Source organism: Streptococcus sp. CL9.43, assembly GCF_049737935.1.
Lineage (GTDB): Bacteria > Bacillota > Bacilli > Lactobacillales > Streptococcaceae > Streptococcus > Streptococcus infantis_I.
Genome location: NZ_JBKOTS010000003.1, coordinates 251510 through 267662 on the forward strand (window position 1 = coordinate 251510; position 16153 = coordinate 267662).

Genomic DNA, 16153 nt, shown 5'->3' on the forward strand with positions numbered 1-16153 from the left:
ATTCCCTATATTTTCATTTTCCCCCTCCCTTTGTTTCGTCTTCTATTTATGCAATCGTTTCCCTTCGATTATTTTTGAATTGAAATTTACACGATTTCCTATTTCTCTTCTATTATACAAACAATTTTAGGAATTAGCCAGTCACAAGCTTTTTAAAATTTTTTCAAAAAAATGCTTGCAACCGTTTTCTGTTTGTGCTATACTATGGTCATAAGGGAAAACGTTTGCGTTTCCTCGAAATTAAAATTTGTTATTCTTTAGGAGGAATACACTATGTCAACTAAATTCATGAAGAGCGCTGCTGTACTTGGTACTGCTACTCTTGCTAGCTTGCTTTTGGTAGCTTGCGGAAGCAAAACTGCTGATAAAGCAGCTGATTCATCTGCATCAGGAAGCCAAGAAATTACTTTCTACGTTGAAGACCAATATAAAGCTTACGCTGAGAAAGTTGCTGCTGCTTATGAAAAAGAATCAGGAACAAAAGTTAACATCAAATCTGGTGACCAACTTGGTGGACTTGACAAACTTTCACTTGACAACCAATCAGGTCAAGCCGCTGACGTTATGATGGCTCCATACGACCGTGTAGGTAGCCTTGGTACTGACGGACAACTTTCAGAAGTAACTTTGAGCGACGGTGCTAAAACTGATGACACTACTAAATCTCTTGTAACTGTTGGTGGTAAAGTTTACGGTGCTCCAGCTGTTATCGAGTCACTTGTTCTGTACTACAACAAAGACTTGATCAAAGAAGCTCCAAAAACATTTGCTGACTTAGAAAACCTTGCTAAAGATAGCAAATACGCTTTCGCTGGTGAAGAAGGTAAAACTACTGCTTTCCTAGCTGACTGGACTAACTTCTACTACGCATACGGACTTCTTGCTGGTAACGGAGCTTACGTATTCGGACAAAACGGTAAAGATCCTAAAGATATCGGTCTTGCTAACGATGGTGCTATCGCAGGTATCGAATACGCTAAAACTTGGTACGAAAAATGGCCTAAAGGTATGCAAGATACTGAAGGTGCTGGAAACTTGATCCAAACTCAATTCCAAGAAGGTAAAACAGCTGCTATCATCGATGGTCCTTGGAAAGCTCAAGCATTCAAAGATGCTAAAGTAAACTACGGTGTTGCAACTATCCCAACTCTTCCAAACGGTAAAAACTACGCAGCCTTTGGTGGTGGTAAAGCTTGGATCATCCCATCAAGCACTAAGAACCTTGAAGGCGCTCAAAAATTTGTAGACTTCCTTGTTTCAACTGAACAACAAAAAGCATTCTACGATGCTACTAACGAAATCCCAGCTAACACTGAAGCTCGTGCTTATGCTGAAGGTAAAAAAGATGAGTTGACTACAGCTGTTATCGAGCAGTTCAAGAACGCTCAACCAATGCCAAACATCTCTCAAATGTCAACAGTTTGGGACCCAGCTAAAACAATGCTCTTTGACGCTGTAAGCGGTAAGAAAGATGCTAAAACTGCTGCTAATGATGCTGTAACATTGATCAAAGAAACAATCCAACAAAAATTTGGTAACTAATTGATTGATTCAAGGGAGATAGTTTAAACATCTCCCTTGATTTTTAGATATATTGACAATGTTTTCAGCAATTTTGCTGATTAGCATCGAGCTCAATGCTCGTATCTTATGAAAGGAGCACTCATGGAACAACAACCAAAAAAAGCAGCCTTGCTTTCATTGATTCCTGGGTTGGGACAAATCTACAACAAACAAAAAGCTAAAGGTTTTATCTTCCTTGCTGTAACAGTGGCTTTTGTCCTCTATTTTATAGTACTTGCAGCACCTGAATTGAGCAACTTAATCACGCTTGGTGAAAAACCTGGCCGTGACAACTCTCTCTTCATGTTGATTCGTGGTGCATTCCACTCTATTTTTGTAATTGTTTATCTAGCCTTTTATATTCTCAATATTAAAGACGCTCACACTATTGCAAAACGTATCAATAATGGCATCCCTGTCCCATTGACACTTAAGGATATGATTAAAGGTATCTATGAAAATGGATTCCCTTACTTGCTTATCATTCCATCTTACGTTGCCATGACATTTGCCATCATCTTCCCGGTTATTGTAACCTTGATGATTGCCTTTACTAACTACGATTTCCAACACTTACCACCAAATAAATTATTGGATTGGGTTGGATTGACTAACTTTACAAATATCTGGAGCTTGAGTACCTTCCGTTCAGCCTTCGGTTCTGTTCTTTCTTGGACTATTATCTGGGCTTTATCTGCATCTACTTTGCAAATCGTACTCGGTATCTTTACAGCTATTATTGCTAACCAACCATTCATCAAGGGTAAACGTATCTTTGGTGTTATCTTCCTTCTACCTTGGGCGGTTCCAGCCTTCATCACTATCTTGACATTCTCAAACATGTTCAACGATAGTGTTGGTGCTATCAATACTCAAGTTTTGCCACTTTTTGCTAAGGTACTTCCTTTCTTAGATGGCGTTCTTATCCCTTGGAAGACAAATCCAACTTGGACTAAAATTGCCTTGATTATGATGCAAGGATGGCTTGGTTTCCCTTATATCTACGTCTTGACTCTCGGTATCCTACAGTCTATTCCAAATGACTTGTATGAAGCAGCTTATATCGACGGTGCAAACGCTTGGCAAAAATTCCGCAACATCACTTTCCCAATGATTTTGGCCGTTGCGGCACCTACTTTGATCAGCCAATACACCTTCAACTTCAACAACTTCTCTATCATGTACCTCTTCAATGGCGGTGGTCCTGGTAGTGTCGGTGGTGGAGCTGGTTCAACCGATATCTTGATCTCATGGATCTACCGTTTGACAACTGGTACAGCTCCTCAATACTCTATGGCAGCTGCCGTTACCTTGATTATTTCAATCATTGTCATCTCTATTTCTATGATTGCATTCAAGAAACTACACGCATTTGATATGGAGGACGTCTAAGATGAATAACTCAATCAAAATCAAACGTAGACTGACTCAAACCCTTACTTATCTTTACTTAATTGGACTTTCAATCGTTATTATCTATCCTCTTTTAATCACGATTATGTCAGCCTTTAAGGCCGGTAACGTTGTGGCCTTCAAGCTCGACAGCAATGTCAATTTCAGTCTTGATAACTTCAAAGGGCTCTTTACTGAGACCTTGTACGGCACATGGTACCTCAACACTTTGATCATCGCTTTGATCACTATGGTTGTTCAGACAAGTATTATCGTACTTGCTGGTTATGCCTATAGCCGTTACAACTTCTTGGCTCGTAAACAAAGTTTGGTCTTCTTCTTGATTATCCAAATGGTGCCAACAATGGCCGCTTTGACTGCCTTCTTCGTTATGGCCCTCATGTTGAACGCCCTTAACCAAAGCTGGTTCCTCATCTTCCTCTACGTTGGTGGAGGTATCCCGATGAATGCTTGGTTGATGAAAGGTTACTTTGACACCGTGCCAATGTCTCTTGATGAGTCTGCAAAACTTGATGGTGCAGGACATTTCCGCCGCTTCTGGCAAATCGTTCTCCCTCTTGTTCGCCCAATGGTTGCTGTACAAGCACTCTGGGCCTTCATGGGACCTTTCGGAGACTATATCCTCTCTAGTTTCTTGCTTCGTGAAAAAGAATACTATACAGTTGCCGTTGGTCTACAAACCTTCGTCAGCAATGCGAAGAACTTGAAGATCGCCTACTTCTCAGCAGGTGCTATCCTCATCGCTCTTCCAATCTGTACACTTTTCTTCTTCTTGCAAAAGAACTTCGTTTCAGGACTTACAAGCGGTGGCGACAAGGGGTAATATACCCCCGCCACCCCTTTTCATTTTTGAACTTGTACATCGATTGTCTGGTGAGAAACAAGAGCTTGCTGAGATTACCTTGTTAGTTAGTGGACGAATCATAACAAACATTCACCTTTACCAAGGATTCTACTATCCCCGCTTGAAATAAAAAACATTTCTCTATATAATACTCGTATAGAAAAATGCCTATAGAAAGAGATTTATGTTACCATATCCATTTTCTTATTTTAATAGTATTTGGGGATTTCGTAAGCCCCTCTCCCAACGTTTTGGTCTAAACTGGTTTCAACTGATTTTTACCAGTATTTTCTTGATTAGCTTATCCATGGTGCCTATTGCTATCCAGAACAGTTCTCAGGAAACCTATCCTTTAGAGACGTTCATCGATGATGTCTATGCTCCATTGACGGACGAAGTCGTTCAGGATCTAGCTACCAATGCTCAGATTGTAGATGGCAAACTAAGCTATACGGGTTCGACTCCTCATCAAGATTCTGTACAAATCGGGGCTACTGCTCCTTCAAGTTTCCCTGAGGAATTACTTCTTAGCTTTGAACCTGAGCAACTCGTCATCAGTAAGCAAGGAAAAGAACTAACCAGCATTCGCTATCATGCTATCACAACTGATAGTTTCCAAAGCAAGGAAAGCTTGACTCAGGCTATTTCAAAAGACTGGTATCAACAGAACCGCGTCTATATCAGCCTCTTCCTAGTCTTAGGTGCTAGTTTTCTCTTTGGACTTAATTTTTTCATTGTAGCTTTAGGTGCTAGCCTTCTGCTCTACTTCACGAAAAAATCTCGTCTCTTCTCATTTAAGACCTATAAAGAGTGCTATCATTTTATTTTGAACTGTTTAGGATTACCAACTTTACTGACCATGATTCTAGGTCTTTTGGGGCAGAATATGGCAACTTTGATCACTGTTCAAAACATTTTATTTGTTCTATATCTGGTCACTATCTTTTATAAGACTCATTATCGTGATCCAGACTACAAAAAGTAGGAGATTATTATGCCTGTTACGATTAAAGACGTGGCCAAAGCTGCAGGAGTTTCTCCTTCAACCGTAACCCGTGTTATTCAAAACAAATCAACGATTAGTGACGAAACAAAAAAAAGAGTTCGAAAAGCAATGAAAGAACTCAATTATCATCCTAATCTAAATGCTCGAAGTCTTGTTAGCAGTTATACGCAAGTTATTGGCTTAGTCCTTCCAGATGATTCAGATGTTTTCTACCAAAACCCTTTCTTCCCTTCTGTTCTTAGAGGGATTGCCCAGGTTGCCTCGGAAAATCACTATGCCATCCAGATTGCGACTGGTAAGGATGAAAAAGAGCGTTTAAACGCCATTTCACAAATGGTCTACGGAAAACGTGTGGATGGGCTTATCTTCTTGTATGCTCAAGAAAATGATCCCTTGGTACAACTGGTTGTCGAGGAGCAATTCCCCTTCCTCATTCTTGGAAAATCACTTTCCCCTTTCATACCGCTTGTTGATAATGATAATATCCAAGCCGGATTTGATGCGACCGAATATTTCATCAAAAAAGGATGCAGTCGCATTGCTTTCATTGGTGGTACCAAGAAACTCTTCGTTACCCAGGACCGTCTGACAGGTTACGAGCAAGCCCTCCAAGAACACAAACTATCTCTTGATAGTCATCGTACCTTTTTCGCTGATGAATTTCTTGAAGAAAAGGGATATAAATTTAGCAAACAACTTTTTGAATACGATCCAAAAACCGATGCTGTTATCACAACAGATAGCCTCTTAGCTGAAGGTGTTTGTAACTACCTCAACGAACATCAGCTGAATGTCCCTATTCTCAGCTTTGACTCTGTAAATCCAAGATTAAATCTGGCTGCCTATGTTGATATCAATAGTCTTGCTCTTGGCCGAACTTCATTTGAAACCATTCTTCAAATCATTAATGATGTCAAAGAGAATCGTCAAATCTGCTATCGTCAGGTGATTGCACACGAAATCGTTGAAAAATAAAAACCAACTCTCTATTTTGAGTTGGTTTTTTTGTATCCTATTTACCTGAACGACTAGTTTTCAACTTCGACAAATCGCCCTAAAATATGAACATTTTCTGAGACAGATACAAAGGCTGTCGGATCAACTTGTTTCATGATGAGTTTAAAATCATTAAACTCTGCACGAGTGATAACCGTTATCAAAACTGCCTTACGCTCGTGATTATAGGTTCCTTCCGCATCGTGAATCATGGTCGCACCACGGTGCAATTTATGATGGATTTTCTCAATCACTGCGTCAGGATTGCTAGTGACGATCATGGCCTGCATGCGTTTTTGTTTGGTGAAAACTGCATCTGTTACACGGCTGGAGACAAAGATCGTAATCATGGAATAAAGGGCATATTTCCAACCAAAGGTCAAGCCAGCAATCAGCATGATTGTCCCGTTCACTAGGAAGGAGATACTTCCGACGTTACGCCCCGTCTTCTTGCGAATAGTCAGACTGACAATATCTGTTCCACCACTGGAGATGTTATGGCGTAAAGCAAAGCCGATTCCCAGTCCCATGACGACTCCCCCAAAAAGGGCATTGATGATTGGATCCTCTGTCAAGACCACCACTGGCACAAACTGGATAAAGAGCGAGCTCATGGATACCGTAATAAAGGTAAAAATCGTAAACTTATGTCCAATTTGGTACCAGGCTAAAATCATCAGCGGGATATTGATAGCGTAAAATGCTACTGAAATTGGGAAATAAAAGCCAAACAAGTGATTACTAAGCGCAGAAATGATCTGAGCCAAACCTGTTGCTCCACTTGAATAAACATGTCCTGGTTGGAAGAAAAAATTGACGGCTACTGCTGATAGAAAACCATATACTAGAGAAGCTGAAATTTTTTCATCGTATTTTTCTCGGGAGATACTTTGCAAAACACGTAAAATCTTCACCCGATAAGCAAAGCGGCGCAGATAATGGTACCACTTTTTAGTTAGTTTCGTTTGTTTCATCTTGTTCTACTTGTAGATTGAGTTCCTCTAATTGTTTAAGAGCTACTGTTGATGGTGCTTGCGTCATTGGGTCAGTTGCCTTATTATTCTTAGGGAAGGCAATGACTTCGCGGATATTTTCTTCTCCAGCGAGCAACATTACAAAACGGTCAAGCCCGATAGCCAAGCCACCGTGTGGTGGGAATCCATAGTCCATGGCTTCCAATAGGAAACCAAACTGGTCATTTGCTTCTTCTGCTGAGAATCCAAGGGCCTTGAACATACGCTCTTGGAGTTCCTTTTGGTTGATACGAAGGCTACCACCGCCAAGCTCATAACCGTTCAAGACGATGTCGTAGGCAATAGCACGAACCTTAGCCAAATCACCTTCAAGCTCATGTGCAGTATCTGCTTGAGGAAGAGTAAATGGATGGTGGGCACTCATATAGCGACCTTCTTCTTCAGACCATTCAAACATTGGCCAGTCAACTACCCAGAGGAAGTTAAATTTGTCGTTATCAATCAAGCCAAGCTCTTTGGCAATACGTCCACGAAGGGCTCCAAGTGTTGCATTTGCTACTTCAAGCGTATCAGCCACAAAGAGAACCAAGTCTTTATCTTCAAGACCAAGCGCACTTGTTAAATCGCCTTGAATGCTAGTCAAGAATTTAGCAACAGGTCCGTTTAATTCACCGTCAACAACCTTAACCCAAGCAAGACCCTTAGCACCATACTGCTTGGCTACTTCTGTCATCTTGTCGATGTCTTTACGTGAGTAGTTGTCTGCTGCACCTTTGACGACAATGGCTTTAACAGCAGGTGCTTCTGAGAAGACTTTAAAGTCCACACCTTTGACCACTTCTGTCAAGTCCTGAAGCAACATCTCAAAACGAGTATCAGGCTTGTCAGAACCATAAAGAGCCATGGCATCATCGTACTTCATACGAGGGAACGGAAGCGTTACTTCAATCCCTTTTGTTTCCTTCATCACGCGCGCAATCAAGCCTTCTGTGATATCTTGGATTTCTTGCTCAGTCAGGAATGAAGTTTCCAAGTCGACCTGGGTAAATTCAGGCTGACGGTCTCCACGCAAGTCTTCATCGCGGAAACATTTGACGATTTGGTAGTAACGGTCAAATCCCGCATTCATCAACAACTGTTTTGTAATCTGCGGACTTTGAGGAAGAGCGTAAAAATGCCCTTTATTAACACGAGATGGAACCAAATAGTCACGCGCCCCTTCTGGTGTTGACTTAGAAAGGAATGGCGTTTCCACATCGATAAATTCCAACTCATCCAAGTAGTTGCGGATCGAATGTGTCACCTTGGCACGAAGTTTAAGATTTTCCAACATTTCTGGACGACGAAGGTCAAGGTAACGGTAACGTAGACGCGTATCATCGTTAGCCTCAATGCCATCCTTAATTTCAAATGGTGTTGTCTTAGCTGTATTGAGTACAGCAAGAGCTGTTACATTCAGTTCAACCGCTCCAGTCGCCAACTTATCATTTGCTTGCTCACGTGCAGCAACTTGACCAGTCACCTCGATGACATATTCACTACGAAGGCTCTCAGCTGTTGCCATCACCTCTGCTGATACTTTTTCAGGGTTGATAACCAACTGCATAATCCCTTCACGGTCACGAAGGTCGATAAAGATCAAGCCACCCAGGTCACGACGACGGGCAACCCAACCCTTCAAGGTAATTTCTTGTCCGATGTGTTCCTCACGAACACGACCAGCATACATACTGCGTTTCATTTCTTCTCTCCTCTTGTATTCTGTTACTATTTTACCATAAAAGCGCAGGCTCTTCATGAAAATCATCAGAAAAGTTGAGAGTTTCCTGCGATAAATGAAAAAATCCAGCAAAGTCTTTCGCTGGATTTGGTATTTCTTTATTTTTTTCGCTTTTCAGCAATCTCCGCTGCCTTTTTAGGGAGAACAATCTCCGTTGCATAGGCTGTCGCAAATCGCATAATACCTGCAATTGGTGCAAAGATAACTGCTAGATGATTATAAAAGAAATCCCCTTTAAAAGCATAGGCAAGCGCTCCAATAATAAGGAAGAGAACAACTGCCTGAATCACTGCTAATAATATCACTCGTTTCATGACTTCCTCCTGAGTCTATTATAGCATGATAATCATTAAAAATCCGATTAAATTATTCAAGGCATGTAGAGCTATACTATAGGCCAGACCACCCTTGCTGATGTAAGCCAGTCCCAAGCTAAAGCCGAGTGAAGCATAGACCAGGAACTGTTGAGGAGTCCCAGGGAAATGAACAAGTGCAAAAATGATGGTGCTTACAAGAAGAAAGAGAACTGTCTGCTTGACGTTATCTTGTTGAGGAAAGACATAGCGAGCTAACATTCCTCTAAAGGTCAATTCTTCTGTAAGAGGCGCAAAGACCACTATCATAAAGAAAGAGAAAAGAGGTTGATTATGAGTCATTTGTTCTAACATCTGTTGATTGACTGATGGATCATTTGGTAAGAAATTTTGTGCTGCTATGACAAGAACCAATACCAAGGCAGGCAACCAGATGTATTTGTTAAGGGCTGTTTTTTCAATCGTAACGGTTCCTGTCTTATACCACTTGTAGGTAACAAAGGTGAAAATTCCTGCCAATAAGACATATACCGGAACAAAAACGTAGTCAGGTGCTCCCAACTTCATCGCTGCCACACCTACACCCTGAATAAAACTATAAATCATAATAAAGGATAAGAAAGTAAGGCTATACCAACCAATATTTTTAAGTGTTTTCATAAGATTCTCCTATTTAAAATAACGTTTTGTTTTACGCAACTGTGCCACATTCGTGTACAAATGGATGACAACTGCTACGAGCAGAGCAACCAACTGTACTTGACCTAATACTACAGATAGCACGACTAAGACAACATAGATCCCAGGAATGAGGAGTTGATTAACCTTGAACAAGATCAAGTAAGCTTCTTCCATTTCAGCCTGTTTTTCTCCCTCATCATAAGTGTCAAGGTAGTCCAAAACTTCCTTTGGAGTCGCCATAATAGACAGTTTATAGTTACGAACCTTGCTGGTGATTTTTAGGCAGTAAACACCCGACCAGATACCCACAACTATCAAAAGTAATAATGTTGCTGATGGTCCTAAACCTCCCAAATCTAAAAGTAGGCAGGATAGCATACTAATTTGGCAAACATTCCAAGCTACCGTACCATAATCCAAGAAACGATACATAGCAAGATAGTCTTGTTCGTTTTCTTCGTCCTCTTTGGTAGCTCTGATAAGCCTGATGACTTTTTCTAATGAAATAAAAAGTTAGAATCGTCGTAATCAGTCCTAGACCAAGAAAGAATAATTTCAAGGCAATGACTACTTGCCCTTGACTGATACCTAAAGGATTAACACCAAGGAAACCCGCAACTATTCCTAATAAAACTCCGGCAATAAAAAGTTTCAGTGCAAAAATAATATGTTTCTTTTCCATCTTTCAACCTCTTTCTAAAACAAGCCAGACAACCATTGACCAAAGGCTTTCCCTGATTCAAAAATAGCTGTCAAACCTTCTGCTCCTAGTGATACCAAAATCAAACAAACAGCAAGTAAGAGAATAGCTTGATTTCTAGCTTTTTTTGCTCCATCTCCCAAGGGTTCATTCCCAAGCCAACCTGCTAGATAGGCATAGAGAGTTACTGTTATAATCCCGACCTCAGTCGAAGAGAGGAATAACAAGACTGTCACCAAACGAACGATATTGGCTTGAATGTTAAAATAATTTCCTAGACCTGCACAAACACCTGCAAGTGCTTTGTTCTCTGTATCGACTTGAAAACCTGCTAAAAACTCTTTCATAACTTTTCTCCTTTTAGGATCTCTTTAAACTTTATCTTTCTCTCTACCCATCTAAAGACTAATAGTAAAACTATGTTAATCCAGAAGAGGTATTTACTTTCAACAATTGTAAACCAACCAAATAGGCTTCCAATCATAGCCATAAGATTTACGATAAACACGACTATAGATAGATAATAAATCACTTTATACTTGTTCATCACTCATCCTCCTCTAAGCGGAAGACTGACTCGACTGGCTCATGGAATATCTGAGCAATCTTCAGGGCAATGACGATGGATGGCGTGTACTCATCTCGCTCAAGCAAGCTGATGGTTTGCCTGGACACGCCAGCTAGCTTGGCCAGGTCGGTTTGATTGAGACCATCGCGAGCCCGAAGCTCTTTTAGACGATTTTTTAGCATGTCTTTTTTCTCCTTTGTTCTTATCTTGATTTCATTGTAACACATCTTTTTATTTTTGACAAGCATATTTGTCAAAAAGTTTAAGATTTTTGTCATTTTGTAAAAGAAAACGGTCAGGAATGGTATCCTGACCGTATTTTTATAGTTGATAAAAGATTGCTTACTCAGCTGATGGAGTGTCTTGACTTTCTTTCAGCTACTTTTTATCATCCTTCTTGTAATCTCTTCTGACGATATAAAGCGTTGTTAGACTGATGAGAGTCAATACAGCTCCTGTAACCCTTCCTTTTTGGGAGAAGACAAATTCTACTTTGTGTTGTCCGGAAGTAATCGGGAATGAAATAAAGCTGTTCCATGCTTTTGTCACAGGGACATCCTTGCCATCTACTTTCACCTTCCAACCCTCACTATAAGGGATAGAGGTCATCATGTATTTACTATCGTCAGTAATATTCACTGAACCGACGATATGAGTATTCGAGAACTTCTCAACTTGTAGACCTTGTTCCTTCCGCTTTTCTAAAGCACTTTGAATTTGACTGATTTCTGCTCGGTAAACTCCTGCGTTTGAAAGGTCAACCTTGTCTGTTTTAAAGCGGAACTCAAGTACAGACTCTTGATTCTCCGCATTGTCTGCGATTTGCCATAGTTGACGTTGCGTATTTCTCTTGGAATGAGTGAACCACTTGCCGTTCAGAAGGACGGAGTAATCTTTCTCAGAATTTAGACTTGCTGGTACGAAGAAGTAATTGGTCAAGTTTGTTCGCGGAGTAATTCGGTAGCGAACGACTGCATCCTTAGAAGAATCCACCCGCTTGTAGACTGCAGTTCCTTTTTCTTTGTCGACATTTTCCTCAGTAAGATTTTCTGTTTCAACATCTCCGTAGGCTAGGGGTTTGAAGTAGTCGAGGTAGTTTTCCTCGCCTTTTTTCACACCTTCCATAGAGTTAAGGATGATATTTTGATTTTGGATAGCGTTGTTTCTACCAAAGTTGATGTTTCTTACCAAATCATTTGTTCCATAGGCTAATGGGAAAGAATTTGGATTTTCGTACACGATATAGCGTTCATCTTCATAAACCTTCTGCGTGAAATAACGGTTCATATCAAAACGACTGGCAAAACGTGTGAAATACATTCTCTCAGGATGAGCTTCTTTCTCAGTAGGATCCAGGTCTTTGACATCCATATAGTAGCGAACACCGTATAAGGCATCTGTCAGAGGAGTTCCATTTTCGTATTCAATTGCTTCATCGCCCGCTTGATCACCCATATAGGCAAAGTGATTCATAGTAGATCTCTCCAAATTTGAACTAAAAGTACTCAAACCTGGATAACCTATCAGAGATGGAGTTGTTCGAGAATAGGCAAAGGTCGTTGCAATTCTATAGAAAGGTTCATCTGCGTTTTCTTGGATTTTATCCGTCACACGTTTAACCGAGAGCGTTCCGTCCACAAATGTATCAACATTTGCATAACTAAAGGTCACTTGTGATAGATAGGCATTGTAGCCTAGCTCAAATACTGTCAGAGTTGATAACAAGACAACAGCTAAGCGAATCATTCGTGGACGTAACAGGGACAGTACAGCTAAGTAAATGAGTAGAGTTAAGACTACACGAGAAAAGAGATAACCTGTTTGTAATAATAACAGCAATACCACCACAGATCCAGCCGCAATCACCAATACCCTCTCCTTTTCTTTCTGGGACTTGGCAGAGCGTTCCCAGTATAGATAAAATCCTGTAGCTGTAGCTGATACAACCAGTATCACAATAGCAATAAAACGGCTATTGATAAACAGAGTTAGAGCCTCAGGTTGTTTTTGGGGTAGATAGGTAAAGTCTTTAGTATAGAGGTAGATTGCCGATAAGACTAGGGCTACAACTGATAGCAATTTCCCTCGGCGAGAGATTTTAAATTTCTCTTTTAATGCTTGATAGGCTAGAAGCAGCATGAAGAAAGAGAATAACCATGAGAAGCGGAAGAAGAATCCGGCAGGGTTTTGTCCCATATGCCAAATCTTACTCACAAATTCATTTACAAAGGAAGTAAAGAAAATGAGAGTAACCACTCCCGCAGCCCATCTTCTTTCTTTGACTATCCTTCTTGATAAAAAGTACAAGATAAAGCCGATAAACCCGAGAGTTCCAATATAGATATTTGGCAGGTTTGGTCCAGCTGCCCAACCTGATTGCGCATCAAAGCCCCCGACAGTTAGTTTGGATAAAATGTCTAAGGGATTAATCTGAAAGGCCATGGAAAATGTCATGGCTCCTCCTGCTTGTCCCTTACTTTCAATCAAGTTGAAAAATACGGGAACTAATAATATTGAAGCAGCCGCAACCCCTAGGATAGAGTAGAGAAATACATCCCATAAGGGTTGAACGTAGTGTTTGAGTTTTACTTTCCATGTCCCCTCGATAGAAAGACGAGGTGAAAGATAATAGCAGGTATATAAGACAACAAATAGCGATATCATATAGCCCATGTAGAATTGAAGGAATACCGTAAGACCAAGTACAAAGGCATATGGATAAGCCGCTTTGCCATCTAACAACTGCTCTAGATATAGGACGACAAGAGGAAGCATGAACATGGCATCATAAAAGATAACATTCATCTGGTAGGATACCAACATACCAGACAGGGCATAAGCTGTCGCAAACAAGGGAACCATCCATCGTTTTGACTCTGCACCCTTATAACGTTTAATTAAGAGATGAGCAAAAGAAAGTCCAAAAGCTCCATATCTGAGCCAGATTGTTAGAAAAACAGATAACCCTATATATTTTAAAGGCAGCAGAACATAAATAAAATTGAAAGGGCTCATCAAATAATAGCCCAACTCACCAACCATATCTCCACCTATAGATTTAGTAAAGGAATATGTCAGACTACTTAAATCACCAGATAGAATGGCATTCTTTAACAATCCATAAAAACTAATGTACTGCTGATCAAAGACAACGGTCATTAAACTTTTATTGCCAAAAGGATAGCTCCCCATGAAAAACCATACCACCAGCATGATGGTCATCGGTAGCAAGGCACTACTGACATAAAGGACACCCTTCGGATATTTTTCCTTTAATTTCTGCCAATGTGTCAGCCAATTTTCCATTATTGATTTCTCCTCTATGTTTTTAACCAACTTCTGTTTGCTGTTTGCTACCGGCTAAGTTAGCTAGTATTGTAATGTTGGCTTTGTGACTTTGTGATAAGTGGGGTTTCCCCTTGAAAAGGGAAGGATAGGTATCTACTACTCCATCATTTTAACATTTAAAAAAGGAGAGAGCAATGCTCTCTCCTCTCTAAAGAAATTTATCTAATATTATTTAGTAAATTTACGTTTCATTACTACAGTACCTGACAAGATTACCACACCTGCCAATACAAGTACTAGGCTTGTAGATTCACCAGTAAATGGAAGAGTTGGTCCTTCTTCTGTTGTAGTCGTTGTATCTGCATGTTTTGGAGCCTCAGTCGTTTTTGGAGCTTCTGTTGTTGTTGGAGCCTCAGTTGTTGTTGTAACTTCTGAAGGAGCTTCTGTTGTTGTTGTGCCGCCGTTACCACCACCGTTTCCATCATTTGGAACATATGGGTATGGTGGCGTAGTTGGGGCTACTGTTGTTGTAGTTGTAGTTGGGGCTACTGTTGTTGACTCTGTTGTCGTTGTTGTTGTAGTTGGGGCTACAGTCGTTGACTCTGTTGTCGGTGTTGTTGTAGTAGCTTCTGTTGTTGTAGCTTCTGTTGTTGTAGTAGCTTCTGTTGTCGTAGTAGCTTCTGTTGTTGTAGTAGCTTCTGTTGTCGTAGTAGCTTCCGTTGTTGTAGTAGCTTCTGTTGTCGTAGTAGCTTCTGTTGTTGTAGTAGCTTCTGTTGTCGTAGTAGCTTCTGTTGTTGTAGTAGCTTCCGTTGTTGTAGTAGCTTCTGTTGTTGTAGTAGCTTCTGTTGTTGTAGTAGCTTCCGTTGTTGTTGTCGGAGCTTCCGTTGTTGTTGTCGGAGCTTCCGTTGTTGTTGTTGGAGCCTCAGTTGTTGTTGTTGGGGCCTCAGTTGTTGTTGTAGTTGTTGTTGTAGTGGTTGTAGTTGTTGTTGTAGTAGTCTTATCACCGCTACCTTCACCTGAACCAGTCTCTAAACGAGTTTGTTTAGTGATAGTACGTTCATCAGGGAAGTTAGTTGCTTTCCACTTCAATGTGTTAGCTACTTTAGTTTTTGCTGGAAGGTCTTCTGTAAGTTCTGTTGAATACTCAATCCAAATTGGCCATCCCCAAACTTCTTTTAATTCAAATTTGAATCCTGTGATTTGACCTGCTGCATTTCTTGTAAATTGAGCTGTCTTAGTGAAGTTATCATCTGGAGTCAACTTGAAGAGTTCATTTTCATTTTGGATTCTGTTTGGTTGTTTTGGATAACGAACTGCACGCAATGTACCTTCTACAAGAACTTGACCATGATCGCTGAAGTCATCTTCGATAACCATATTATCCATTTTATCTTGAACAGCGTTCAAAAGGATACGCCATTTGATACGTTTAGGGTTTTCTTTGTCTTGGTAACCATATTTGTACTCATAGTCACCTGGAGTACCTACGTATTGCTCATAGGTTACATTGTAAGTTTCTTCACCAAACTTAAATGTGTACTTACCAGATTCTTTCAAATTTGTTGCGTTCGGACGAACTGAGTATTTCAAAGCCATGACTTTGTCTTTGTAGTTTTTAGAGAAGTAGTCCGTGAAAGTAATGGTTACTTTACCAGTTTTTGGATCCGTTACGGCATCACCAACCTTTTCACCGCTACTGTGAAGGATTGGGAATTCAAGTTTAGTAACAAGTTCCAATTCTTTTGGAAGGTCCAAAGTCAAAGTATCCCCAGCATTGATCTTTTGTGAGTCTGGGAAAGTAAGGCTATTTGTTGCCTCCAAGACACGACCAGTCGTAATCTTTTTGTCCGCAGTTATAGGTTTACCATCAACCTTAACTTCTGTGTGCATAGTATATTGAGTTACTTCAGTAGCGAAAACTGTCGTCAGTGTCGCCAATGAAAGAACTAAGATACTTAACATCGCTAAAATACGCGTAGTGCTAAGTTGTGAATTCTTCATCACAATAAACTCCTTTTAATTAATC

At 40.4% G+C, this 16153-nt stretch carries 16 protein-coding genes; 5 read left to right on the forward strand and 11 right to left on the reverse strand.

The window, feature by feature from the left end:
* Window positions 1-273 precede the first annotated feature (273 nt).
* The 5 genes from ACLNCS_RS06560 to ACLNCS_RS06580 all read left to right on the forward strand — a co-directional run bounded on the left by ACLNCS_RS06560 (window position 274) and on the right by ACLNCS_RS06580 (window position 5801).
* Window positions 274-1542, forward strand: coding sequence for an extracellular solute-binding protein (locus tag ACLNCS_RS06560; RefSeq protein ID WP_424847879.1), 1269 nt, complete (start codon window positions 274-276; stop codon window positions 1540-1542).
* Window positions 1543-1665: 123 nt separating this feature from the next.
* Entirely contained in the window at window positions 1666-2955 is a 1290-nt protein-coding gene (locus tag ACLNCS_RS06565) for a carbohydrate ABC transporter permease (protein ID WP_004250464.1), read from the forward strand.
* Between the two features lies 1 nt (window position 2956).
* Window positions 2957-3799, forward strand: coding sequence for a sugar ABC transporter permease (locus ACLNCS_RS06570; RefSeq protein ID WP_070678328.1), 843 nt, complete (start codon window positions 2957-2959; stop codon window positions 3797-3799).
* 205 nt (window positions 3800-4004) lie between these two features.
* Window positions 4005-4805 (forward strand): DUF1189 domain-containing protein, encoded by an 801-nt coding sequence (locus ACLNCS_RS06575; RefSeq protein ID WP_424847882.1) that lies wholly within the window; start codon window positions 4005-4007, stop codon window positions 4803-4805.
* 9 nt (window positions 4806-4814) lie between these two features.
* On the forward strand, window positions 4815-5801 hold the full coding sequence (locus ACLNCS_RS06580; protein ID WP_424847884.1) for a LacI family DNA-binding transcriptional regulator: 987 nt from the start codon (window positions 4815-4817) through the stop codon (window positions 5799-5801).
* Window positions 5802-5854: 53 nt separating this feature from the next.
* Here ACLNCS_RS06580 and ACLNCS_RS06585 read toward each other — a convergent pair whose 3' ends face one another.
* The 11 genes from ACLNCS_RS06585 to ACLNCS_RS06635 form a co-directional block, all read right to left on the reverse strand.
* Window positions 5855-6796, reverse strand: coding sequence for a YitT family protein (locus ACLNCS_RS06585; protein WP_049496772.1), 942 nt, complete (start codon window positions 6794-6796; stop codon window positions 5855-5857).
* A complete protein-coding gene (aspS, locus tag ACLNCS_RS06590; protein ID WP_049496770.1) occupies window positions 6774-8537 on the reverse strand; it encodes an aspartate--tRNA ligase in 1764 nt (587 codons plus the stop codon). The genes ACLNCS_RS06585 and aspS overlap by 23 nt, the downstream gene beginning before the upstream one ends.
* Before the next feature lie 137 nt (window positions 8538-8674).
* Window positions 8675-8890 (reverse strand): hypothetical protein, encoded by a 216-nt coding sequence (locus ACLNCS_RS06595; RefSeq protein WP_049496767.1) that lies wholly within the window; start codon window positions 8888-8890, stop codon window positions 8675-8677.
* Window positions 8891-8908: 18 nt separating this feature from the next.
* Window positions 8909-9550: a lysostaphin resistance A-like protein gene (locus ACLNCS_RS06600; protein WP_424847887.1), complete on the reverse strand. Its 642-nt coding sequence runs from the start codon at window positions 9548-9550 to the stop codon at window positions 8909-8911.
* 9 nt (window positions 9551-9559) lie between these two features.
* Window positions 9560-10060, reverse strand: coding sequence for a DUF3169 family protein (locus ACLNCS_RS06605; protein ID WP_424847970.1), 501 nt, complete (start codon window positions 10058-10060; stop codon window positions 9560-9562).
* A complete protein-coding gene (locus ACLNCS_RS06610) occupies window positions 9951-10253 on the reverse strand; it encodes a hypothetical protein (protein WP_424847889.1) in 303 nt (100 codons plus the stop codon). The genes ACLNCS_RS06605 and ACLNCS_RS06610 overlap by 110 nt, the downstream gene beginning before the upstream one ends.
* Window positions 10254-10267: 14 nt before the next feature.
* Window positions 10268-10618: a PspC domain-containing protein gene (locus ACLNCS_RS06615; RefSeq protein WP_049496756.1), complete on the reverse strand. Its 351-nt coding sequence runs from the start codon at window positions 10616-10618 to the stop codon at window positions 10268-10270.
* Window positions 10615-10818 (reverse strand): hypothetical protein, encoded by a 204-nt coding sequence (locus ACLNCS_RS06620; protein WP_024054457.1) that lies wholly within the window; start codon window positions 10816-10818, stop codon window positions 10615-10617. The genes ACLNCS_RS06615 and ACLNCS_RS06620 overlap by 4 nt, the downstream gene beginning before the upstream one ends.
* The gene (locus tag ACLNCS_RS06625) at window positions 10818-11021 is read right to left on the reverse strand and encodes a helix-turn-helix transcriptional regulator (RefSeq protein WP_414288079.1); all 204 of its coding nucleotides are present in this window, start codon (window positions 11019-11021) and stop codon (window positions 10818-10820) included. Before ACLNCS_RS06625 ends, ACLNCS_RS06620 begins: the two co-directional genes overlap by 1 nt.
* 196 nt (window positions 11022-11217) lie before the next feature.
* Window positions 11218-14145, reverse strand: a complete 2928-nt coding sequence (pgfM1, locus tag ACLNCS_RS06630) for a glycosyltransferase PgfM1 (protein WP_424847892.1) — start codon at window positions 14143-14145, stop codon at window positions 11218-11220.
* A 210-nt stretch (window positions 14146-14355) separates the two neighbouring features.
* Window positions 14356-16128, reverse strand: a complete 1773-nt coding sequence (locus ACLNCS_RS06635) for an Ig-like domain-containing protein (protein ID WP_424847894.1) — start codon at window positions 16126-16128, stop codon at window positions 14356-14358.
* Window positions 16129-16153 lie beyond the last annotated feature (25 nt).